Source organism: Salmonella sp. WC3, assembly GCF_042932255.1.
GTDB lineage: Bacteria > Pseudomonadota > Gammaproteobacteria > Enterobacterales > Enterobacteriaceae > Salmonella > Salmonella enterica.
In genome coordinates this window covers 313975-335263 of sequence record NZ_CP170629.1, presented here as the reverse complement: position 1 = coordinate 335263, position 21289 = coordinate 313975, and the positions used below count along the sequence as shown (strand labels likewise).

At 52.8% G+C, this 21289-nt stretch carries 20 protein-coding genes and 2 pseudogenes; 7 read left to right on the top strand and 15 right to left on the bottom strand.

The features are described 5' to 3' along the window. Nucleotides 1-312: 312 nt before the first annotated feature. A complete protein-coding gene (gene asd, locus ACFK9X_RS01550; RefSeq protein WP_000799940.1) occupies nucleotides 313-1419 on the bottom strand; it encodes an aspartate-semialdehyde dehydrogenase in 1107 nt (368 codons plus the stop codon). Between the two features lie 126 nt (nucleotides 1420-1545). Between asd and ACFK9X_RS01545 the strand changes: the two are divergent. Next, nucleotides 1546-1919 (top strand): annotated as a pseudogene (locus ACFK9X_RS01545) (MarC family protein); the annotation flags it as partial. Here ACFK9X_RS01545 and gntU read toward each other — a convergent pair. The 5 genes and pseudogenes from gntU to ACFK9X_RS01520 form a co-directional block, all read right to left on the bottom strand. Beyond that, nucleotides 1842-3182, bottom strand: coding sequence for a gluconate transporter (gntU, locus tag ACFK9X_RS01540; protein WP_000105950.1), 1341 nt, complete (start codon nucleotides 3180-3182; stop codon nucleotides 1842-1844). The pseudogene ACFK9X_RS01545 and the gene gntU sit on opposite strands and share 78 nt — an antisense overlap. Next, a complete protein-coding gene (gntK, locus tag ACFK9X_RS01535) occupies nucleotides 3179-3712 on the bottom strand; it encodes a gluconokinase (RefSeq protein WP_000108340.1) in 534 nt (177 codons plus the stop codon). Before gntK ends, gntU begins: the two co-directional genes overlap by 4 nt. A 138-nt stretch (nucleotides 3713-3850) precedes the next feature. After that, nucleotides 3851-4846: a gluconate operon transcriptional repressor GntR gene (gene gntR / locus ACFK9X_RS01530; RefSeq protein ID WP_151115334.1), complete on the bottom strand. Its 996-nt coding sequence runs from the start codon at nucleotides 4844-4846 to the stop codon at nucleotides 3851-3853. Nucleotides 4847-5216: 370 nt separating this feature from the next. Continuing rightward, nucleotides 5217-5884: pseudogene (locus tag ACFK9X_RS01525) on the bottom strand (pirin family protein). A gap of 123 nt (nucleotides 5885-6007) precedes the next feature. Beyond that, nucleotides 6008-7045 carry an oxidoreductase gene (locus ACFK9X_RS01520; RefSeq protein ID WP_151115332.1) on the bottom strand — a complete coding sequence of 346 codons (1038 nt, stop codon included), beginning with the start codon at nucleotides 7043-7045 and terminating at the stop codon, nucleotides 6008-6010. A 467-nt stretch (nucleotides 7046-7512) separates the two neighbouring features. Here ACFK9X_RS01520 and yhhY point away from each other — a divergent pair, with 467 nt between their 5' ends. The 5 genes from yhhY to ACFK9X_RS01495 all read left to right on the top strand — a co-directional run bounded on the left by yhhY (nucleotide 7513) and on the right by ACFK9X_RS01495 (nucleotide 12313). Next, on the top strand, nucleotides 7513-8001 hold the full coding sequence (gene yhhY / locus ACFK9X_RS01515) for an N-acetyltransferase (protein WP_058108017.1): 489 nt from the start codon (nucleotides 7513-7515) through the stop codon (nucleotides 7999-8001). A gap of 264 nt (nucleotides 8002-8265) precedes the next feature. Then, nucleotides 8266-9480 (top strand): PfkB family carbohydrate kinase, encoded by a 1215-nt coding sequence (locus ACFK9X_RS01510; protein ID WP_000667440.1) that lies wholly within the window; start codon nucleotides 8266-8268, stop codon nucleotides 9478-9480. A gap of 15 nt (nucleotides 9481-9495) precedes the next feature. Further along, nucleotides 9496-10257 (top strand): glutamine amidotransferase, encoded by a 762-nt coding sequence (locus ACFK9X_RS01505; protein WP_001066509.1) that lies wholly within the window; start codon nucleotides 9496-9498, stop codon nucleotides 10255-10257. Between the two features lie 53 nt (nucleotides 10258-10310). After that, nucleotides 10311-11282: a DMT family transporter gene (locus ACFK9X_RS01500; protein ID WP_151115330.1), complete on the top strand. Its 972-nt coding sequence runs from the start codon at nucleotides 10311-10313 to the stop codon at nucleotides 11280-11282. Further along, nucleotides 11279-12313: a phosphotriesterase gene (locus ACFK9X_RS01495; protein WP_151115328.1), complete on the top strand. Its 1035-nt coding sequence runs from the start codon at nucleotides 11279-11281 to the stop codon at nucleotides 12311-12313. The genes ACFK9X_RS01500 and ACFK9X_RS01495 overlap by 4 nt, the downstream gene beginning before the upstream one ends. A 44-nt stretch (nucleotides 12314-12357) precedes the next feature. On the opposite strand, the gene ggt is transcribed toward ACFK9X_RS01495, so the two are convergent. Then, entirely contained in the window at nucleotides 12358-14100 is a 1743-nt protein-coding gene (ggt, locus tag ACFK9X_RS01490) for a gamma-glutamyltransferase (RefSeq protein WP_151115326.1), read from the bottom strand. Between the two features lie 125 nt (nucleotides 14101-14225). On the opposite strand from ggt, the gene ACFK9X_RS01485 reads away from it, so the two are divergent. Beyond that, nucleotides 14226-14642, top strand: coding sequence for a DUF2756 family protein (locus ACFK9X_RS01485; protein WP_000826041.1), 417 nt, complete (start codon nucleotides 14226-14228; stop codon nucleotides 14640-14642). Here the strand turns inward: ACFK9X_RS01485 and ugpQ are convergent. The 8 genes from ugpQ to livF form a co-directional block, all read right to left on the bottom strand. Then, nucleotides 14639-15379: a glycerophosphodiester phosphodiesterase gene (gene ugpQ, locus ACFK9X_RS01480; protein WP_000073545.1), complete on the bottom strand. Its 741-nt coding sequence runs from the start codon at nucleotides 15377-15379 to the stop codon at nucleotides 14639-14641. The two genes, ACFK9X_RS01485 and ugpQ, sit on opposite strands and share 4 nt — an antisense overlap. Then, nucleotides 15376-16446 (bottom strand): sn-glycerol-3-phosphate import ATP-binding protein UgpC, encoded by a 1071-nt coding sequence (locus ACFK9X_RS01475; protein ID WP_000907846.1) that lies wholly within the window; start codon nucleotides 16444-16446, stop codon nucleotides 15376-15378. Before ACFK9X_RS01475 ends, ugpQ begins: the two co-directional genes overlap by 4 nt. A gap of 1 nt (nucleotide 16447) precedes the next feature. Continuing rightward, nucleotides 16448-17293 carry a sn-glycerol-3-phosphate ABC transporter permease UgpE gene (gene ugpE, locus ACFK9X_RS01470; RefSeq protein WP_000572196.1) on the bottom strand — a complete coding sequence of 282 codons (846 nt, stop codon included), beginning with the start codon at nucleotides 17291-17293 and terminating at the stop codon, nucleotides 16448-16450. After that, nucleotides 17290-18177 (bottom strand): sn-glycerol-3-phosphate ABC transporter permease UgpA, encoded by an 888-nt coding sequence (gene ugpA / locus ACFK9X_RS01465; RefSeq protein ID WP_000099303.1) that lies wholly within the window; start codon nucleotides 18175-18177, stop codon nucleotides 17290-17292. Before ugpA ends, ugpE begins: the two co-directional genes overlap by 4 nt. A 104-nt stretch (nucleotides 18178-18281) precedes the next feature. Beyond that, nucleotides 18282-19598, bottom strand: a complete 1317-nt coding sequence (gene ugpB, locus ACFK9X_RS01460; RefSeq protein WP_151115324.1) for a sn-glycerol-3-phosphate ABC transporter substrate-binding protein UgpB — start codon at nucleotides 19596-19598, stop codon at nucleotides 18282-18284. A 258-nt stretch (nucleotides 19599-19856) separates the two neighbouring features. After that, nucleotides 19857-20225: a type II toxin-antitoxin system death-on-curing family toxin gene (locus ACFK9X_RS01455; protein WP_000174963.1), complete on the bottom strand. Its 369-nt coding sequence runs from the start codon at nucleotides 20223-20225 to the stop codon at nucleotides 19857-19859. After that, a complete protein-coding gene (locus ACFK9X_RS01450) occupies nucleotides 20222-20443 on the bottom strand; it encodes a type II toxin-antitoxin system Phd/YefM family antitoxin (RefSeq protein ID WP_001535398.1) in 222 nt (73 codons plus the stop codon). Before ACFK9X_RS01450 ends, ACFK9X_RS01455 begins: the two co-directional genes overlap by 4 nt. A 131-nt stretch (nucleotides 20444-20574) precedes the next feature. Then, entirely contained in the window at nucleotides 20575-21288 is a 714-nt protein-coding gene (gene livF, locus ACFK9X_RS01445) for a high-affinity branched-chain amino acid ABC transporter ATP-binding protein LivF (protein ID WP_000416114.1), read from the bottom strand. Nucleotide 21289: the final 1 nt, after the last annotated feature.

Below are 21289 nucleotides of genomic sequence, written 5' to 3'. Positions count from 1 at the left end.
CTTTGACCTGAACGGCGCAGCACACTGTGCATCCTATCTGCGTCGTCCTACCTTCAGGTTAGGCTTAATACCCGTGGGATTAAGCTACCCTTAAAGAATAGCCAATGCTCTGCTTAACTCCTGATAAAAATGAAACATCTGCGTTTACTCCTGTATTACGCAAAAAAAAGGGTGACGATGCACCCTACATATCAATCTGACGTCTGCTTGCCGACTACGCCTTATCTGGCGGATATTGCTGGATGGCGGCGCTGACGCGCCTTATCCGGCCTACAGAACCACACGCAGGCCCGATAAGCGCTGCAATAGCCACTACGCCAACTGGCGCAGCATTCGACGCAGCGGCTCGGCGGCGCCCCATAACAACTGGTCGCCTACGGTAAACGCCGACAAGAACTCTGGCCCCATGTTCAGCTTACGCAGACGACCAACCGGCGTAGTCAACGTGCCGGTCACCGCCGCCGGGGTTAATTCGCGCATAGTGATATCACGATCGTTCGGTACCACTTTCGCCCACGGATTATGTGCCGCCAGCAGTTCTTCCACAGTCGGAATGGATACCTCTTTTTTCAGCTTAATGGTGAACGCCTGGCTGTGACAGCGCAGCGCGCCGACGCGCACACACAAGCCATCAACCGGAATCACAGAGGCAGTATTGAGAATCTTGTTGGTTTCCGCCTGGCCTTTCCACTCTTCGCGGCTCTGGCCGTTATCGAGCTGTTTGTCGATCCAGGGGATCAGGCTTCCCGCCAGCGGTACGCCAAAGTTATCAACCGGCAGCTCGCCGCTGCGGGTCAATGCCGTAACTTTGCGTTCAATATCAAGAATTGCGGAAGACGGCGTCGCCAGTTCATCGGCGACATGGCCATACAACTGACCCATTTGGGTTAACAGCTCGCGCATATGGCGCGCGCCGCCGCCGGAGGCGGCCTGATAGGTCGCGACGGATACCCAGTCAACGAGATTATGGGCAAAGAGACCGCCCAGCGACATCAACATCAGGCTAACGGTACAGTTACCGCCCACAAAGGTCTTCACGCCATTGTTCAGGCCGTCGGTAATCACGTCCTGGTTGACCGGGTCGAGAATAATAATGGCATCATCTTTCATGCGCAGCGTAGAAGCCGCGTCAATCCAGTAACCCTGCCATCCGCTTTCGCGCAGCTTTGGATAAATTTCGTTGGTATAATCGCCGCCCTGGCAGGTCACGATGATATCGAGCGCTTTTAGCGCATCCAGATCAAAAGCGTCCTGTAGCGTGCCGGTGGAGGTGTCGCCGAAGGTGGGCGCCGCCTGTCCAAACTGGGAGGTAGAAAAGAAAACAGGGCGAATAGCGTCGAAATCGCGCTCCTCTACCATGCGTTGCATGAGAACAGAGCCGACCATTCCGCGCCAGCCGATAAAACCAACATTTTTCATAGCGTTTTTTTCCTGCAAAGAGATGTGCTGTGTATGCGCGCCAGTATCCTGTGGCGCATCCTTCACCATACAAAAAGCAGCCAAAGTCGCAAGTGAAATTAATCAATGATAGCGAAGCCATCAGTAATGCGACTTATCCTGCCTTACCGCGCAAGCAGAAAGTCCAGTGGCGATTATCAGGGAATTTGCGTTAGGAAGGGAATCATTTCCGTCGCTGTTTTATTGATCCTAATTATGGATCAGCGTAGAAATTTTCCTGCTTTTATGCGCGTACTGAAACATGGCGAGGCAAAATGTCGTTGGGCGATTGCCATGCACACCTCAATAAAAAACCGGGTAGCGATTACGCCTTACCCGGCTTACGGTGTCGATATGTGCCCGTTTCCAGGCCCGGTAAGCACAGCGCCACCGGGCAACAAGACTCAGCTCAGCAGTTGGAAAGCAATCATCCCGACAATCGCGCCGACCGTGCCGAGGATAGTTTCCATCATCGTCCAGGTCTTCAGCGTCTGCGCTTCGGTCGCGCCGGTAAATTTACCGAACAGCCAGAAGCCGGCGTCGTTAACATGAGAAACCACAATTGAACCGCCGGCGATACAGATAGAGAGCGCCGCCATCTGCGCGCCGGAGAAATTCAGTTGCTCAATGACCGGCATCACCAGACCAACCGCGGTTAAACACGCCACAGTCGCGGAACCCTGAATGATGCGCACCGCCGCCGCCAGCACAAAGCAGGTAATGGCAATCGGCAGTCCCATACCGGTTAACGCTTCGCCCAGCGCCGGGCCGACGCCGGAGTCAACCAGTACCTGTTTGAACACCCCGCCTGCGCCAATCACCAGCAGGATAATGCCCGCCGGTTGCAGCGCGTGGCCGCAGATTTCCATCACTTTGTCTTTCGGCATCCCCTGGCGCATCGCCAGGCCGTAAATCGCTACCAGACAAGCGACCAGAATCGCAGTGAAGGGGTGACCGATAAACTCAAACCATTCGTAAGCGGTGGAACCTTCCGGCACAAAACGCGCGGCGATCGTTTTCAGCCCTACCAGCACCAACGGCAGCAGGATCAGCGACAGGCTGAAGCCGAAAGAAGGCATTTTACCTTCACCCAGATGCGGCTCGGTAATGTCGTCAGGAATACGCAGCTCAACGTAGCGGCTGATAAAATTCCCCCACAGCGGCCCGGCGATAATCATGCCAGGAATGGCGGCGCACAGCCCAATCAGGATCATCCAGCCGAAATCAGCATGCATCTGAGAAGCCAGCAGCATCGGCGCAGGCCCAGGCAACAAAAACGCCGCGGCTGCCGCCACGCCCGCAAACAGCGGAATGACCAGCTTCACCAGGTTTGTGCCGGTATGACGCGCCATAGAGAATGCCACGCTTATCAGCAGCACAATCGCCACTTCAAAGAACAGCGGAAGCGCGCAAATCAGCCCGGCCAGGCCAATCGCATAGTGCGCGCGGTTATGACCAAAGGATTTAAGCATTTTCACGGCTATCTGATCGACCGCGCCGGTTTCATGCAGAATCTTGCCGAACATCGCCCCCAGCGCGACCACAATCGCCAGGAAGCCCAGCGTACCGCCCATCCCTTTTTCCATGGTCGCGGCGATTTTATCAAGCGGCATCCCTGAAAAAAGCCCCGCGCCCATCGAAACGACCATTAACGCGACGAAGGCGTGCATACGCGCCTTCATCACGAGAAACAGCAGCAGTAAGACGGAACCGACGGCGGTTAAAACCAGTGTTAATGTACTCACAGCGTACTGCCTTTATTGATGACCTCAATGGTGCTCGCCACGACGTCTTCCAGCGGCTGGTCGATATCCACCACCAGAACATCGCGTTCGTCGGCACCCGGCTCTTGCAGCGTTTCAAACTGCGTCACCAGCATCTGGGTTTTGAAGAAATGACCTTTGCGCGCTTTCAGACGGCTTTCAATGACGTCGAAATCACCTTTCAGATAGATAAAAGAGAGGTTCGGGTTTCCCTCGCGCAGCAGGTCACGATAATGTTTTTTCAGTGCGGAACAGACGATCAGCGAGATTTTATTGGTTCGCTGCATCGCGAAAGCGGCGTCGTTCAGCGCCTGTAACCACGGTTTGCGGTCATCATCATTCAACGGCTCGCCGGAAGCCATTTTTTCAATATTGCAGCGCGGATGCAGAAAATCGCCGTCCAGAAACGCGGCATGAAGCTGATGCGCCACGGCGCTTGCGACAGCGGATTTACCGCTGCCTGATACGCCCATCAGAACGTAAACGTGGTGATCATGATTAGTCGTGCTCAAAGCGGGCCCCCACTCTACAAGTTGCAAAATTTGTTACGGGTAACTGTTATCGGTAACATTGTCCAACCGCACCATTCACGACGCAATGACCATTCGTGCCAAAAGTGAATAAGTGTGAGCTACTTCAAAGTTGTCAGACTAAATAGATCCGCCCGGTGACAAGGTGAAACCTAAATCTAACATTTTCGGCGTGACCGTTTCGCCGCGAATGCGGGCTAACAAACGTTCCGCGCCAATGCTGCCCATTCGCTCGCGCGGCGTCAGGACGCTTGCCAGACGCGGTTCCATCACCTGGCCGATGTCATGACTGTGGAACCCGGCGATCGCCATGTCGTCCGGGATTTTTAGCCCCAGGCGCTGGCATTCGAAGGCCGCCCCCACCGCCAGGTCATCGTTGGTGCAAAAAATACCGTCAAGCTGTGGGTATTCGCGTCGCGCCTGGCGCATGAGTTCGATACCGGAAGAGTAGGATGAAGATTGCTCCATCATCACACTGTAAGGAACCAGGCCTGAGTCCCGCATCGCCTGTTCATAGCCCTTCTGCTTGATGATAGTACGTTCGTCGAGGCGCGCCCCCAGATAGGCGATATGACGATGACCACGCGCGATAATCGCGGCGGTCATCTGACGGGCGGCCTCGAAGTTGTCAAAACCGACGGCAATATCGAGACACGGCGACTGGCTGTCCATCAGTTCCACCACCGGAATCCCGGCGACTTCGATCATTTTTAAGGTGCGCGGCGTATGGGTACGCTCAGTGAGGATAAGACCGTCGATATTCCAGGAGAGCATCGATTCCAGGCGCTCCTGCTCCATCTCCGGTTTATAGCCGTAGTGCGCCAGCATGGTTTGATAACCATGCGCGTCGGTGACAGCCTCAATGCCGCGTAACACTTCCGCAAAGACCTGGTTGGTTAAAGACGGCAGCAGAACGCCAATGGCGCGGCTGGTGGCGTTGGAAAGAATGTCAGGCGCGCGATTAGGAATGTACCCGAGCTCATCAAGCGCAGCCGCAATTTTACCCCGCAGCGCGACGGAGACCTGCTCCGGATTACGCAAAAAACGGCTGACCGTCATTTTGGTCACGCCCACACGGTCGGCCACATCCTGAAGTACGGGTCTTTTCTTTTTCATCGTCCTGAAAGGTATAAAAGGGATAGATTTGCCCAGTTTACCACGGACGTGCGTGAACCTTCGCAGAGAAAAAAAGTCGTTTTTTTATTGTGAGAAATACACAAAATCATTCGAGTTGCATCAAGGCGGCGACGCAGTGACAAATTCGTCAGGAACGAATTTGAACAACCGAAGGTTGCCTCTGGTGAGGGACAAGGATGTCCCTCAGTAAATCCCCGGGAGCGTACATTAAGTACGCGACCGGGGTGAGCGACAAATCTGCCGGGAGCAGATTTGAACGCTGCTCGCAGCGGCCCCGAAGGGGCGAGGCCTATGGATGGGCCGAGTAATAAAGCCAACACAGATGCAGCTTGAAGGATGACGTGTATTTTTAGACTGGCGGCAAGTCAAACAACAACACTTCGCTGTCGCTGTCGGCATGAATCGAGATTGCCTGCTCATCCCAAATCGCCAGGCCGTCGCTGGTGGTGGCTTTAGTACCGTTAATGGTCACGTTACCTTTTACCACCTGGATCCAGACGCGGCGCTCGGCGGCAATCTGATGCACCGACTGCTCATCTTTGAGCAGCGCCCAGCGGTACAGCTCCATATCCTGGTGGACCTTCAGCGAACCATCGCGGGCATCTGGCGACAGCACCAGCTGCTTGCCCTGCGCGGCGTGATGCCGGTTTCTTGCGGAATGATCCAGATCTGGTACAGCCGCAGACGATCCGTTTTGCTCGGGTTGTACTCGGAGTGGCGAACGCCGGTCCCGGCGCTCATAATCTGGAATTCACCGGCCGGAACCTGTTCTTTATTGCCCATACTGTCCTGGTGTTCTACAGCGCCTTCCAGTACATAGGTCAAAATTTCCATGTCTTTATGCGGATGCGTGCCGAACCCCTGGCCTGCGTCGATCACATCGTCGTTAATCACGCGCAGCGCCGAGAACCCCATAAAGTTCGGATCGTAATAATCGGCAAAAGAAAAGGTATGCCAGGAGTCAAGCCAGCCATGATTCGCATGACCGCGGTCGTTTGCTTTGCGTAAGTAGATCATTGTGTTCACCCACAGATGTTTTCGATGGAATAAGTGTGGACTCATTCCGTCCGGGATCATAGAGGGTGAAAATTGACTCCTCTGTTCAAAAAATATGAATAAGCGCAGAGGAGTCTGTAAGGGCTATTTAGCCAGGGTTATCGTCGCAGGCGTTGCCTGTTCGAAGGCACGTTCGAGGATTTCCAGGTTGGTAAGAACTTCAGATTCCTTGACGTAATTAGGCGTACCGACGGTCAACGTCTGGTACAGCGCATCATAGACGCGACCATAGTCACCCGTTTCCGGTTTCACCTCTTCTTTCACGGTCACGCCTTCATCGTTAACATATTCCAGCACACAGACGGATTCGTCAGCGGCGAAACCGGGTTCACCGGGCATAATGTTCGCTTTCAGGCTGGTTTCTTGTTGATCGATACCGTATTTCACAAACGAACCTTTGGTGCCGTGAACAATAAACTTCGGATAGTCGATTTTCACCAGATGGCTGGTTTTAACGATAGCCTTCAAATCGCCATAAAACAGTTGCGCTTCAAAGGTGTCATCCGGATTCGCTTTATTACGCAGGCTACGAATGTCATACGCGACATGATCCGGGCGGCCAAATAGCGAAATAATTTGATCCATGGTGTGGACGCCAAGTCCGTAGAAAGCGCCATCCTGCGGCAGGCCCGGTTTGGTTTCTGCTACCGGGCGGTAATAATCGAAATGGCTTTCAATTTCGACAATCTTGCCCAGTTTCCCGCTCTCAATCGCTTTTTTAGCAGTGAGAAAACAGGAATCAAAACGCCGATTCTGATATGGCGTGACGGTCAGTCCTTTGCTTCGCGCCAGGTCGAACAACACTTTTGCCTCCGCCAGCGTCGGCGTGAAAGGTTTCTCAACCAGCACATTTTTACCCGCTTCCAGCGCGCGTTTGGCGTATTCGAAATGGCTGTCAGCATGCGTACAGACGATCACCAGCTTTACCTGCGGATCGCCCAACACCTCATCCAGATCGCTGGTGAAGTGAATATGTGAATACTGTGGCGCCTGCTCTTCCGGTTTAGCGTGACGACGGAAAATATGTGCGACATGCCAGGTATCTTTACGATTCAGAACATAGGGGAGATGGTAACGGGTGGTACTTTTGCCGAATCCAATAAATGCGCAGTGTAAGGTCATGAGACGATCCTTTTGAAGATGATTGTTTACACCATAGCGCAAAGCGTGAGGAGACTGAATGTTGGATTCTTTGCCGGATGCGGCGTTGCCTTTTTGGGCCTACAAAAGCAGATGCCTCAAGATCGGGCGTAAGTGGCGCAGGCAGATTGTTCACGGCAAGCGCGCAGGGCCCGGAGCGTACTAAATGTACGTGAGGAGCACGAGCACTTCCCGGGGACAAAATGACAAGTAAGCCAGGCTGAAACAAAACCCAAAAAAAAAGCCAGCAAAAGCTGGCCAAAATAATACTGGAAGCAATGTGAGCAATGTCGTGCTTTCAGGTTCTCCGTAGGGGTTCCCCTGAACGCAAGGTAATAATAATCATTCTCATTCGCACTTGTCTACTTCTTTTTGCAAAAAAATGCGGTTGACGGAATTTTCTTTCTCAGCGAGTGTAAATACACAATTACCCCTGCAGGAGATAAGGAATGAGTGAAATAGTGATACGCCACGCTGAACCGAAAGATTACGACGCCATTCGTCAGATCCACGCCCAGCCGGAGGTGTATCACAACACGCTACAGGTTCCTCATCCTTCCCTCGAAATGTGGCAGGCGCGGCTAACCGAGCAAGCCGGGGTTAAACAACTGGTTGCCTGCATTGACGATATTGTCGTTGGCCATCTTTCTATTCAGGTCACCCAACGTCCCCGTCGCAGCCACGTGGCCGATTTTGGTATCTGCGTGGATGCCCGGTGGCACAATCGTGGCATTGCCAGCGCGCTGATCCGCACCATGATCGACATGTGCGATAACTGGCTGCGCGTTGACCGTATTGAGTTAACGGTGTTTGTTGATAACGAGCCCGCCGTGGCGGTGTATAAGAAGTACGGCTTTGAAATCGAAGGCACCGGTAAGAAATACGGCCTGCGCAACAGTGAGTACGTTGATGCGTACTTTATGGCGCGCGTGAAATAGCGCTTCCCCGCCCCACCCTGTGGGGCGAAACGTCACAAACCTTCACAACATTCCAGTTATTGCAACCTACTTCCCCTATATCAAAACAATAACCACCTGAACCGCATGGTTATTGCCGCTTTAAGCTTTATCACCGTTTTTTCCGTAATTTTAGCAATATCAATATTACATTTTTGTTTTTTTTTGGTTTCTGCCATCACTTTATGGTGACAATCACAACAATATACTCCTCCCGGGACTAATTTAACCACGGTGAGGTAAAAAATGAAATTTGAACGCCATCATAGAATATTGAAGGAGCTCAGTATTTCGGGAGTTGTAAAAGTTTCAAATCTGGCGAAAAGTCTCAAGGTAACAAAGGAAACTATTCGTTCAGATCTCAATGAACTTGCCGGACAGGGATATCTTACTCGCTGTCATGGTGGTGCATTTATTACCCTTGATTCTCTTGATAACGTCGCAAAAAATGAAATTGCTTATGTGCTGGAAAAATATGAATCAGCGCAGAAAATAAAAAAAGGTCTCTCTGCCATGAAAAATAATGTATGTGTTATTGGCTCGTTCAATGTTGATATTATCAGTTATCTACCGAGATTACCCTCAACGGGAGAATCATTGCTGGCCGATAAATTTATTTTTTCACCCGGCGGTAAGGGATGTAATCAGGCATTAGCAGCAAGCTATGCCGATTCTGATGTGCATTTTATTACTAAAGTCGGCTCAGATCATTTTAGTGATTACGCCATTAATTTTATAAACTCATCAAAAATCCATAAAAGTGTTATCTACCAGACCAAAGAAACACAAACAGGTACAGCAACCATCATGGTGAATGGAGATACCGGAGATAACGTCATCGCTATCTACCCTGGCGCCAACATGACAATTTCCCCTGATGAAATCACCATTCAGAAAGAAGCCATTGTTCATTCAGATATTGTTCTTGTCCAACTGGAGACGAATTACGAAGCGCTGCAGCAAACAATTCGTCTCGCACAAAAAAATGACATACCGGTCATCATCAATCCAGCGCCATACAATGACATGGTTAACACCATCATTGATAACATTGACTATATTACGCCAAATGAAACGGAAGCAGGCCTGCTGGCCAATATGGCGGTTAATGATATCGAATCAGCCAAATGCGCGGCCAAAATTATTCATCAGAAAGGCGTCAAAAATACCATTATTACATTAGGTAGCAAAGGTTCGCTTGCTTATGACGGCACACAATTCATCTATTCCCCGGCATTTCCGGCAGTTGTAAAAAATACGGCGGGAGCGGGTGACGCTTTCAATGGCGCCCTCGCATCTGGCCTTGCAAAAGGAAAGTCACTGGCATCCGCATTGTGCTACGCCAGCGCATTTGCCTCACTTGCGGTTGAAACGCCTAATGCCTCTGATATGCCGGAAAACGACTCCGTTCTTCATCGTATTCAGGGTTCACATTACAAACAAACTATATCTACTCACTAAATCAAGGAGCAGACTATGAACAATACGCAGAAAAAACTAAAGGTGCTCTTTATTGGAGAATCCTGGCATATTCATATGATTCATTCAAAAGGTTATGACAGTTTCACCTCCAGTAAATATGAAGAAGGCGCCACATGGTTACTGGAATGCTTGAGGAAGGGCGGCGTTGATATTGATTACATGCCTGCCCACACGGTACAAATTGCCTTTCCAGAGAGTATTGACGAATTAAACCGTTACGATGTGATTGTTATTAGCGACATTGGTAGTAATACCTTCCTGTTGCAAAACGAGACATTTTATCAGCTAAAAATAAAACCAAACGCTCTGGAGTCTATTAAAGAGTACGTCAAAAATGGCGGTGGACTACTCATGATTGGCGGTTATCTGTCATTCATGGGTATTGAGGCAAAAGCCAATTATAAGAACACCGTTCTTGCTGAGGTTCTGCCAGTTATTATGCTTGATGGCGATGACCGGGTAGAAAAGCCCGAGGGTATCTGTGCTGAGGCTGTCTCACCTGAACATCCTGTTGTTAACGGGTTCTCAGATTATCCGGTATTTCTTGGATATAACCAGGCCGTCGCCAGAGACGATGCCGATGTCGTATTAACAATAAATAATGACCCATTGTTAGTGTTCGGTGAATACCAACAGGGTAAAACCGCCTGCTTTATGAGCGACTGCTCCCCACACTGGGGAACCCAGCAGTTTATGTCATGGCCATTTTATACCGACCTGTGGGTCAACACGCTTCAATTCATCGCCAGAAAATAAAAAACAATGGAGTAACGAAAGTTACTCCTTTTATAAAATATAAGGATTGATGTATGAACAAGAATAAGTACTCAACCCCCTTACTGATGCTTGCCACCATATTAGCCGGTATGCTTTCCCCGATGCAGTCTGCCGTTAATGGGCAGTTAGGACATTGGTTACAAGACGGTAATGCTTGCGCAGTAATCTCGTTTGCCAGCGGTCTGGTCGTCATGTTTTTTATTATTATTGCGCGCAAAGAAACACGCCAGCAATTCGCCTCAATCCCTACTCTGATTAAAAAGAGAAAAATCCCGCTATGGAATTGGTTTGCAGGATTATGCGGGGCGATGGTCGTATTTTCTGAAGGCGCATCCGCCAGCGCGCTGGGCGTTGCCACCTTTCAAACGGCATTAATTTCCGCTCTGCTTCTTTCCGGCCTGCTGTGCGACCGTTTTGGCATCGGTGTGGAGGAGAAAAAATATTTTACGCCATGGCGCATTACTGGCGCATTGTTCGCCGTTATCGCCACCATTTTTGTCGTGTCGCCACAGTGGCACTCAACCTCGTTTATCCTGCTCGCTATCCTCCCCTTTTTGGCAGGGTTACTCGCTGGCTGGCAGCCTGCGGGGAATGCGAAAGTCGCCGAGGCAACGGGCTCCATGCTGGTGTCCATTACATGGAACTTCATCGTCGGCTTTTGTGTCCTGGGCGCGGCGCTGGCGATACGTATCGCATTAGGCCATGTCACCATCCAGTTACCCGATACATGGTGGATGTATCTCGGTAGTCCGCTGGGTCTGCTGTCCATCGGGCTAATGGCGATTCTGGTGAGAGGCTTAGGACTATTGATGCTGGGCGTAGCGTCAACAGCAGGCCAACTGCTTGGCTCAGTGCTAATTGATGAATTGATCCCTTCATTAGGCAATACGGTCTACCTGGTCACCATCATCGGTACGCTGTTCGCGTTAGTCGGTGCGATTGTGACCACCATCCCTGAATACAGAGCATCCAAAATGGCGCAAAGAATGGAGGTGTCAGAATGAAAGGTTTCCTGCAAACCGTAACAGGCCCGGTGGCGCATACGGATATGGGGCTGACGCTACCGCATGAACATCTGTTTAACGATCTGTCTTCGGTCGTAGACGAGCCACATTATGCTTTTTCACAGCAACTGGTGGGAAAGAAAGTCAGTGCTGACCTGCAGTGGGGGCTGAAACACGACCCATACTGCTGCGCCGATAACATGGACCGCAAAGAGATTGATGATGTTATCTTCGAAATCAATAACTTTATGTTTTTAGGCGGCAGGACGATTGTCGACGCCACCGGATCAGAATCCATTGGACGGGACGCCTCAGCGCTACGAGAAGTTGCCTTAAAAACGGGTTTGAATATCGTTGCGTCATCCGGACCTTATCTGGAGAAATTTGAAAGCACCCGGATCCATAAACCTGTTGAGCTGTTAGCCTCACTCATTGATAAAGAACTGAATCAGGGTATTGGCGAGACGGATATTCGCGCTGGCATGATCGGTGAAATCGGCGTATCCCCCGCGTTTACCCAAGCGGAGCGTAACAGCCTGCGGGCAGCGTCTCTGGCACAATGTAACAACCCCCACACGGCGATGAATATCCATATGCCAGGGTGGCTGCGGCTGGGGGATGAGGTGCTGGATATCGTGCTGGAAGAAATGAACGTCTCTCCGGCAAAAGTCTCGCTGGCGCATTCGGACCCTTCAGGAAAAGATGTCGTCTATCAACGTAAAATGCTCGACCGCGGCGTATGGCTTGAATTTGACATGATTGGTCTGGACATCACCTTTCCAAAAGAAGGTGTCGCGCCGGGCGTTCAGGAGACCGCAGATGCAGTAGCGAATCTGATTGCACTGGGTTACGCCGACCAAATCGTTTTAAGCCATGATGTTTTTCTCAAACAGATGTGGGCGAAAAATGGCGGAAATGGCTGGGGGTTTGTCCCGAATGTCTTCCTCGCCTATCTGGCTGCTCGCGGAGTAGACAACGATACTCTGCGCAAGCTTTGTATTGATAATCCAGCCCGATTACTCACGGCATAATCTGCAAATAGCCCGGTGTCTGACACCGGGCCTGGAATTAAAAATCAGTATCCCGCCGTTAAATCATCCACCGAACGCGGGTCGGAAGCGCCATACAGTTCACCATCCGGTCCAACCATAATACTTTGGGTGCTGCCCATCGCTTCTTTCAGCGCCACTTTCTGCCCTTTCTGTTCCAGCAACTTCAGCGTATCGGGACTGAAGCCCTTTTCTACCCGCAGTTCGTCCGGCAACCATTGATGATGGAAACGCGGCGCGTTGGTCGCTTCGGCGACGTTCATGCCAAAATCAATGCTGTTCACTACCATTTGCAGCACGGTAGTGATGATTCGACTCCCGCCAGGACTGCCGGTCACCAGCCAGGTTTTGCCATCTTTTACCATAATAGTGGGCGACATCGACGACAGCGGACGCTTCTTCGGACCGACCGCGTTAGCATCGCCGCCCACCAGGCCATAAACATTAGGTACACCGGGTTTAGCAGAAAAATCATCCATTTGATTATTCAGCAGAATACCGGTATTTCCCGCCACAATTCCTGTGCCGAAGGTGGTGTTCAGGGTATAGGTCACCGCCACGGCATTGCCGTCTTTATCCACCACCGAGAAGTGGGTGGTCTGGTTGCTTTCATACGGGGCGAGCTTGCCCGGTTTTATCTGGCTGGAAGGTTTGGCCTTGTTGATATCAATTTGATCGGCCAGCGTTTTCGCATAGGCTTTGTGGGTCAGCGCCTGCCACGGCACTTTCACAAAGTCCGGATCGCCCAGATACTCTGAGCGGTCAGCGTAGGCGTATTTTTCCGCTTCCGCCATGATTTGCATGGCATCGGCGCTGCCAAAGCCGTACTTCTTCATGTCGAAATTTTCAAGAATATTAAGGATCTGTACGATGTGAATACCGCCCGAGGATGGCGGCGGCATGGAGAAGACCTGATACCCGCGATAGTCACCGCTGATTGGCGTACGCTCAACGGCTTTATAGCTGGCTAAATCCTCTTTGGTCATCAGACCGCCGTTCTTGTGCATTTCCCCGGCAATCTGGTCGGCAATCGCCCCTTTATAAAACGCATCCGGGCCGTTTTCGGCAATCATTTCCAGGCTTTTCGCCAGATTCTTCTGGACCAGCTTATCGCCTTTTTTCAGCGGCTCGCCGTCTTTCCAGAAAATGGCTTTGCTGTTCTCATGGTTGGGGATCACTTCGCTGCCGTAAGTTTTTAAGTCGTCGGCCAGCGCATCGTTAACCACAAAACCCTCTTCCGCCAACTTCATCGCCGGACGCACCACTTTATTCAGCGGCATCGTGCCGTATTTCTCCAGCGCCAGCGAGAACCCCGCCACGGTACCCGGCGTACCGGATGCCAGATGCGACGTCAGCGACTTTTTCGCATCGGCGTTACCCTGATCGTCGAGGAACATATCACGGGTCGCGCCAGCAGGCGCCATTTCACGAAAATCGATCGTCGTGGTAGCGCCATCTTTAGTGCGCAGCAGCATAAATCCCCCGCCGCCCAGATTTCCGGCTTGCGGATGCGTGACAGCCAGCGCATAGCCCACGGCGACGGCGGCATCCACGGCATTACCGCCCTGCTTTAAGATATCCACGCCAACCTGCGTCGCCATTGCATCCACGGACGCCACCATCCCTTGCGTCGCCCGCACAGGATGAAAGACATCTTCTTCAACACCATAGGAGACTGGCGGCGCGACGGGAGGATTGGCCACCGCGCTAAACGTCCCCCCGGCCAGCAGAGCGGCGATCGCCACCCAGCGCATAAACGTTGGTTTCATCGTTGTTTTTCTCCAGATAAATGGGTGTATGTCCCGTTAAATCCTGGTCCACAACGCTTAAAAAATCATCATCATGGCGAAATAGAGGTACACTTAAAAAGAGGCCTCATCGGGAGGAGACGACAATGAAACGCTTACTACTTATTACGGCTTTGTTACCCTTTGCTGTATTGGCCCAGCCAATTAACACTATGAATAATCCTAATCAGCCAGGTTATCAGATCCCCAGCCAGCAGCGTATGCAGACGCAGATGCAAACGCAGCAGATTCAGCAGCAGGGTATGTTGAAACAACAGATGCAAACGCAGGCGCGCAGCCAGCAGCAAAATCTACAGTCGCAGTTGAATGCCAATACGCAGCGGGTTCAGCAGGGACAGCCGGGCAACGGTATGCTCGGTCAGCAAACGCTGCCCAATACGCAGGGCGGAATGCTCAGCGGCAGCGGAAATCCGGACCGGATGCTAAACCATTCCCAGCCAATGTTGCAGCAGGACAGCGGGACGCCGCAGCCTGACATCCCGCTGAAAACTATCAGCCCTTAAAACTGAAAGTGAGGGCCGATGTCATCAATGCGATCGGTGCAGATACAATCCACGCCCCAGCGCAGCAGCTCTGCCGCCCGCTGGGGCTGATTGACGGTATACACCAGAATCCGCAGACCCGCGGCCTTAATCTCTTGCACTCGCGTCTCATCGAGTAATTTATGGTTGAGATGGAGGGAAACACAGCCCAGACGGGTCGTCAGTTCACGCCAGTCTTCACGCCATTTATCCAGCAGTAACCCGCGCGGCAGTTCAGGTGCTGCCGCCTGCGCCGCCTCCAGCGCCTCTATCTCAAAGGAAGAAAGCAGCGGCGGCGTCATCCCGGCCCACAGTTCGCGGGCGGCCAACGCCACGACGCGTCCTGTTAGCTTTCCGCTCCCCGTTGTCGGTTTGATCTCAATATTCGCCATCATGCCGTGTTTACGGCAACGCTCCGCCACCTGCGAGAGCAGCGGCAGCGGCTCGCCTTTAAATTCGCCGCTAAACCAACCGCCAGCGTCCACACGCAATAAATCCTGCCAGTTCAACTCGCCCGCCACGCCCCAACCGTTGCTGGTGCGCTCCAGGTTATCGTCATGCAGCAGGAAAATTTCGCCGTCTTTCGACAGCTTGGCATCAAACTCAATCATGGTGTGCCCGTATCGCGCGCCCACGTCAATCGCCGCCAGAGTGTTTTCCGGCGCCAGTTTACCGCCGCCGCGATGGGCGACAATGTGGGGATAAGGCCAGTTACTCATACACGTTGTCCTGTTTCGCCATCAAAAAGATGCCGCTGATGTTCCGGCAGATGCAGCCATAGCGTACTGCCCGCCGCCGGGCGCTGCTGATGCGCCAACCGCACCACCAGTTTCTGATCGCCCCAGCGCCCATGCGCCAGATTATCCGCGCCCAGAATCTCCAGCGTGTCTACCGTTAACGGCACGCCGCCTTCCGCCTGCGAGCTTAACGCAATATGCTCCGGGCGGATACCCAGCGTCATTTTACGTCCGGCATGACCCCGATAGTCCGCACTTATCGGCAACGCCAGACCGCCAGGCAATTCGAAACGGTCGCCGGAAGCGCTGATAACGCCGTCCAACAGATTCATCGCCGGGCTGCCAATAAAGCTCGCCACGAAGCGACTGGCCGGTTTTTCATACACCTCTACCGGCGTGCCAATCTGTTCTGCGACGCCTTTATTCATCACCATCACCCGCTGGGCCAGCGTCATCGCCTCTACCTGATCGTGAGTAACATAGAGCGAGGTGGTACGAAGGCGACGATGCAGATGTTGTAACTCCAGACGCATCTGCACGCGCAGCTTGGCGTCGAGGTTAGAGAGCGGTTCGTCGAATAAAAAGACTGCCGGCTCGCGGACGATCGCGCGCCCCATTGCCACGCGCTGCCGTTGACCGCCGGAAAGCTCGCGTGGACGGCGTTTAAGCAGGCCGTCCAGCTCCAGAATGCGCGCCGCCTCCCGCACACGTTCTTCAATATGCGCTTTGCTCATACCACGAATTTTTAGTCCCCACGCCATGTTCTCCTCTACGCTCATATGGGGATAGAGAGCATAGTTCTGAAATACCATCGCGATGCCGCGATCTTTGGGCTCCATCTCGGTGACCCGTTTGCGATCAATCCAGATATCGCCGCTGGTCACGCGTTCCAGACCAGCCACCATCCGCAACAACGTTGATTTGCCGCAGCCGGACGGCCCGACCATCACGATAAATTCGCCATCCGCCACGTCCAGCGTCAGCGGTTGAATGACCTGGGTTTTGCCGTCCCAGCTTTTGGTTACTGCCTGTAGTTTTAAACCAGCCATTTTATTTCTCACTATCGACCAGGCCACGCACAAACGCGCGCTGCATGGCTAAAACGATGACAACCGGGGGAATAAGGGTCAGCAGCATTGCCGCCATCACCTGGTTCCATTGCGTGGTACCTTCGCCAGTGGCGATCATCCCTTTGATACCCGCTACGGCAGTGCCAAGATTCACGTCGGTGATAATCAACAGCGGCCACAGATACTGGTTCCAGCCGTAGATAAAGGTGATGACGAATAACGCCGCCAGGTTGGTTTTTGACAGCGGCAACACGATGTCGCGGAAAAAGCGCATCGGCGACGCGCCGTCAATACGGGCCGCCTCCACCAGTTCATCCGGAAGCGTCATAAAGAACTGACGAAACAGGAAAGTGGCGGTAGCGGACGCCATCAGCGGTAGCGTCAGACCGGCATAGCTGTCGAGCATTTTCAGGTTGGCGATCACTTCCACCGTCGGGAAGATACGCACTTCAACCGGCAACATCAGGGTGATAAAAATCATCCAGAAGAACAGGTTACGCAGGGGAAAACGAAACCAGACGATGGCGAATGCGGAAAGCATAGATACCGTGATTTTGCCTACCGTAATGCTGAACGCCATAATGAAACTGTTAAGCATCATCAGCCAGAATGGCGCGCTATTAACACCGACGCCGTTGACCCAAATAGTTTTGATATTCTCCAGTAACTGCGTGCCGGGAAGCAGCGTCATCGGCGTCTCAAACACCGCGCGGTCGTCCAGCGTCGCCGCGACAAACGCGACATACAGCGGAAACAAAATGACCGCGATCCCCAGAATCAGCATGGTATGGCTGAATATTGTCAGCCCGCGACGATTCTCTATCATTGGTAACGCACCTTACTTTCCACATAGCGGAACTGCACCACCGTCAGAATGATGACGAGGAACATCAACACCACCGACTGCGCGGCGGACGCCGAGAGATCCAGGCCGGTAAACCCTTCGCGATAAATCTTATAAATCAGCGTCGTGGTGGCTTGTACCGGCCCGCCGGCGGTCGCGGCGTCAATCACCGGGAAGGTGTCGAAAAAGGCGTACACCAGGTTGACCACCAGCAGGAAGAAACTGACCGGCGCAATAAGCGGCAAAGAAAGCCGGAAGAAACGACGAATCGGCCCGGCGCCGTCAATGGCCGCCGCTTCCACCAGCGAGCGGGGAATGGATTGCAGCGCGGCAAAGAAGAATAAAAAGTTGTAACTAATCTGCTTCCAGACTGACGCAAATACCACCAGGAACATCGCCTGACCGCTGTTTTGCGCGTGGTTCCAGTCATAGCCGAATTCGCCGAGGAAATGGGTGATTAATCCCCGCCCCGGGTTAAACAGGAAAATCCACAATACGGCGGCGACGGCGGGCGCGACGGCATAAGGCAGCAGCATCAGCGTCTGATAAAAACGGCTGCCGCGCACCACGTAATCCACCAGGGCGGCGAAAAACAACGAGACCAGCAGGCCGCTAAACGTGACCAGCGCGCTGAATTTAATCGTCGTCCAGAAGGCATCGAGATAATAACTGTCGTGAAAAAGCGCGACGAAATTCTCCAGCCCGACAAATTGGCTGGAAAAACCAAACGGATCGACGCTTTGCAGCGAATACCACAGCGCTTCGCCCGCAGGCCAGATAAAGAAAATAACGGTGATAACCAACTGCGGAGCAACCAGTAAATACGGCAGCCAGCGCGAGCGGAACACCGGACGGGATGATGACATGAAGATTCTTTTCCTGGAAGGTGCCGGATGGCGGTGCAAGCACCTTATCCGGCCTACAAACGCTGTAGGCCTGATAAGCGCAGCGCCATCAGGCACTTATACACTTAAGATTTGCTCGCTTTCTCAAAACGACGCAGCAACTGATTCCCGCGATCCACTGCGGTATCCAACGCCTGTTGTGGGGTTTTCTTCCCGGTCCAGACGCTTTCCAGCTCTTCGTCCACGATGGTACGAATCTGCGGCATATTGCCCAGACGCAAGCCTTTGGTGAAGGGTAACGGCGGCTTATTCAACATCTGGCGAGTGGCGATATCCGCACCGGGGTTTTTATCGTAATAACCCTGCTCGCGGGTCAGCTCGTAGGCGGCGGTGGTAATCGGCAGGTAGCCGGTTTTTTGATGCCATTCAGCAGCGTTTTCCGGTTTTGCCAGGAAGTCGAGGAATTTGGCGACGCCGGTATAGGTTTCTTTATCTTTACCCTGCATGACCCATAGGCTGGCTCCGCCGATAATAGCGTTTTGCGGCGCGCCCTTGATATCCGCGTCGTACGGCATCATACCCACGCCATAGTTAAATTTGGCATACTGGCGGATATTGGCGAGCGAGCCGGAGGACGCGGTTGTCATCGCGCAGTCACCGTTATAAAACTTCTCGGTAGACTCGTCCTTACGCCCAACATAGCTAAAATCGCCTTTTTTATTCATCTCTTCCAGCAGCGCGATATGTTTCACCTGCTCTGGCTTATTAAACTCCAGCACCGCATCTGTACCGTCAAAACCATTGTTTTTACTGGCGAAGGGGAGACCGTTCCAGGCGCTGAAGTTTTCCAGTTGGATCCAACCTTGCCAACCGCTGGCGTAACCGCATTTCATGCCTGCCGCTCTCAGTTTCGCGGTATAGTCAGCCAGCTCCTGCCAGGTTTTCGGCGGCTGTTCCGGATCTAAACCGGCTTTCTTAAAGGCGTCTTTGTTGTAGTACAGTACCGGCGTGGAGCTGTTAAAGGGCTGGGAGAGCAGATGCCCGCTTTTAGCATCGGTGTAGTAGCCTGCAACGGTTGGTACAAACTGGGACTCGTCAAAGTTAATACCGGCGTCTTTAAACACTTCATAAACCGGCTTAATGGCTTTCGAGGCCATCATGGTCGCTGTCCCAACCTCATAAACCTGCAATATTGCCGGCGCGTTGCCGGTACGGAATGCCGCGATCCCGACGCTCAGGTTCTGTTCATAGTTCCCCTTATAGACCGGAACGATTTTGTAATCCGGATTGGCCTGGTTGAAACGTTGCGCCAGTGAATCAACTTCTTTGCCTAACTCCCCTTCCATTGAATGCCAGAATGGAATAGTGGTGACGGCCAACGCCTGACCCGTAAATGCCAGACTCAGCGCCAGTCCTAAAGCTGTATGTCGTAACGATATCATCGGTTATCTCTCTTTTTGTGCCGGGATGCGCGATATCACGCGTTTTATGTTCGCGGGGGTAACATGACATGCTCGAATGACAGAAAAATAACTTTTTTATTACAAAAAAAAGATAGTAAGGCGACAGAGAGATGGCAAGGCAGTGAAAGCGCCGGAAAAGAAAAGTGGGAGCTACGGCACGGATAGGTACGACATTATTCTCGGGGGCGGCGCACATGCCGTAACCCAACCAGGCGGAGCGTCGCCGGGATTAACGTCTCAGGCACGTAAGCGAACGGCAATTTGCTCCAGCGTAAGCCGCCCTGCCGCCGCATCGACTGTCATATCGACAAAATCCGGATTCGCAGCGAGTGAGATCCCGTTACGCTTTAAAAACAGCAGCGTAATAAATAAGGCGGTACGTTTGTTACCATCATTGAAGATATGCCCACGGGATATAGCGAGCAAATGCATTGCCGCCAGCAGCCACACGTCGGTCACCCCTTCATATTCGATTTGATTGAGTACCCGATACATTAGCGCTTCCGCGCGGCCAGGATCAGGCATGCCTGTTACACCAGGCGTAACGCGGAGAAGCCTGTCGTGAAACTGAATTATCTCTTCCGCTGAGATAAGTTGTAGGGTCATTTATCCGCCAGCTTCCTGAGCTCATTGCCATGAACCGCCATAATGGCAGCAAACTCATCATCCATTCGCGCCGTCTGATAACGCTCAAACTCCTCGGCGCTGATGATCACTGCGGACTTATGCCCACGACGCGTGATGGTGACAGGGCCCGCCGTTACCGCGCTTTCCAGGACTTCGGCCAGATTTTGCCGCGCTTCGCTATAGTTAACCGTACGCATAAACACCTCCCCAGTTGTACATGTTTATTGTACAACAAACATGTACAAAAAAAGAGCCATCAGGCTCTTTTGAAAAATTTTACCGCTTGCCGTTACCGGGGGGCGGCGCACGCGCTTCCCCCTGGCACAGTCTAACCGCCCAGATAGGCGCTGCGCACCGCTTCGTTCGCCAGCAGCGCATCACCGGTATCGGATAGCACTACGTGGCCGTTTTCCAGCACATAACCGCGGTCGGCGAGCTTCAGCGCCTGGTTGGCGTTCTGCTCGACAAGGAAGATGGTCATACCCTGCTCGCGCAACTGCTCAATGGTGTCGAAGATCTGCTGGATGATGATCGGCGCCAGCCCCAGCGACGGTTCATCCAGCAGCAATAGCCTCGGCTGGCTCATCAGCGCGCGGCCAATCGCCAGCATCTGCTGTTCGCCGCCGGACATGGTGCCCGCTCGCTGGATACGGCGCTCATGCAGGCGCGGAAACAGCTCGTACACCCACTTGATACGCTCCTGAAACCGATCGCGCTCGGCAAAAAAACCGCCCATCGCCAGATTCTCTTCCACCGTCATCCGCGAGAAGACGCGCCGCCCTTCCGGCACTATCGCCACCGCTTCACGCATGATTTTCGCCGTCTGCCAGTCGGTGATGTCTTTACCGTCAAACACCACCCGTCCGCTGGAGGCGCGCGGATCGCCGCACAAGGTGCCAAGCAGCGTCGTTTTCCCCGCGCCGTTAGCGCCAATCAGGGTAACGATTTCCCCCTGGTTGATGTGCAGACTGACGTCGTGCAGCGCCTGAATCTTGCCGTAGTGGGCGCTGACTTTTTCAAACGTTAACATCGTTTTTTCCATC

Bases quoted from the DNA above. Each gene is read 5' to 3' on its own strand.
- asd (WP_000799940.1), bottom strand. From the start codon at position 1,419: ATGAAAAATGTTGGTTTTATCGGCTGGCGCGGAATGGTCGGCTCTGTT.
- gntR (WP_151115334.1), bottom strand. From the start codon at position 4,846: ATGAAAAAGAAAAGACCCGTACTTCAGGATGTGGCCGACCGTGTGGGC.
- ACFK9X_RS01520 (WP_151115332.1), bottom strand. From the start codon at position 7,045: ATGACCTTACACTGCGCATTTATTGGATTCGGCAAAAGTACCACCCGT.
- yhhY (WP_058108017.1), top strand. From the start codon at position 7,513: ATGAGTGAAATAGTGATACGCCACGCTGAACCGAAAGATTACGACGCC.
- ACFK9X_RS01510 (WP_000667440.1), top strand. From the start codon at position 8,266: ATGAAATTTGAACGCCATCATAGAATATTGAAGGAGCTCAGTATTTCG.
- ACFK9X_RS01505 (WP_001066509.1), top strand. From the start codon at position 9,496: ATGAACAATACGCAGAAAAAACTAAAGGTGCTCTTTATTGGAGAATCC.
- ACFK9X_RS01500 (WP_151115330.1), top strand. From the start codon at position 10,311: ATGAACAAGAATAAGTACTCAACCCCCTTACTGATGCTTGCCACCATA.
- ACFK9X_RS01495 (WP_151115328.1), top strand. From the start codon at position 11,279: ATGAAAGGTTTCCTGCAAACCGTAACAGGCCCGGTGGCGCATACGGAT.
- ggt (WP_151115326.1), bottom strand. From the start codon at position 14,100: ATGAAACCAACGTTTATGCGCTGGGTGGCGATCGCCGCTCTGCTGGCC.
- ACFK9X_RS01485 (WP_000826041.1), top strand. From the start codon at position 14,226: ATGAAACGCTTACTACTTATTACGGCTTTGTTACCCTTTGCTGTATTG.
- ugpQ (WP_000073545.1), bottom strand. From the start codon at position 15,379: ATGAGTAACTGGCCTTATCCCCACATTGTCGCCCATCGCGGCGGCGGT.
- ACFK9X_RS01475 (WP_000907846.1), bottom strand. From the start codon at position 16,446: ATGGCTGGTTTAAAACTACAGGCAGTAACCAAAAGCTGGGACGGCAAA.
- ugpE (WP_000572196.1), bottom strand. From the start codon at position 17,293: ATGATAGAGAATCGTCGCGGGCTGACAATATTCAGCCATACCATGCTG.
- ugpA (WP_000099303.1), bottom strand. From the start codon at position 18,177: ATGTCATCATCCCGTCCGGTGTTCCGCTCGCGCTGGCTGCCGTATTTA.
- ugpB (WP_151115324.1), bottom strand. From the start codon at position 19,598: ATGATATCGTTACGACATACAGCTTTAGGACTGGCGCTGAGTCTGGCA.
- ACFK9X_RS01455 (WP_000174963.1), bottom strand. From the start codon at position 20,225: ATGACCCTACAACTTATCTCAGCGGAAGAGATAATTCAGTTTCACGAC.
- ACFK9X_RS01450 (WP_001535398.1), bottom strand. From the start codon at position 20,443: ATGCGTACGGTTAACTATAGCGAAGCGCGGCAAAATCTGGCCGAAGTC.
- livF (WP_000416114.1), bottom strand. From the start codon at position 21,288: ATGGAAAAAACGATGTTAACGTTTGAAAAAGTCAGCGCCCACTACGGC.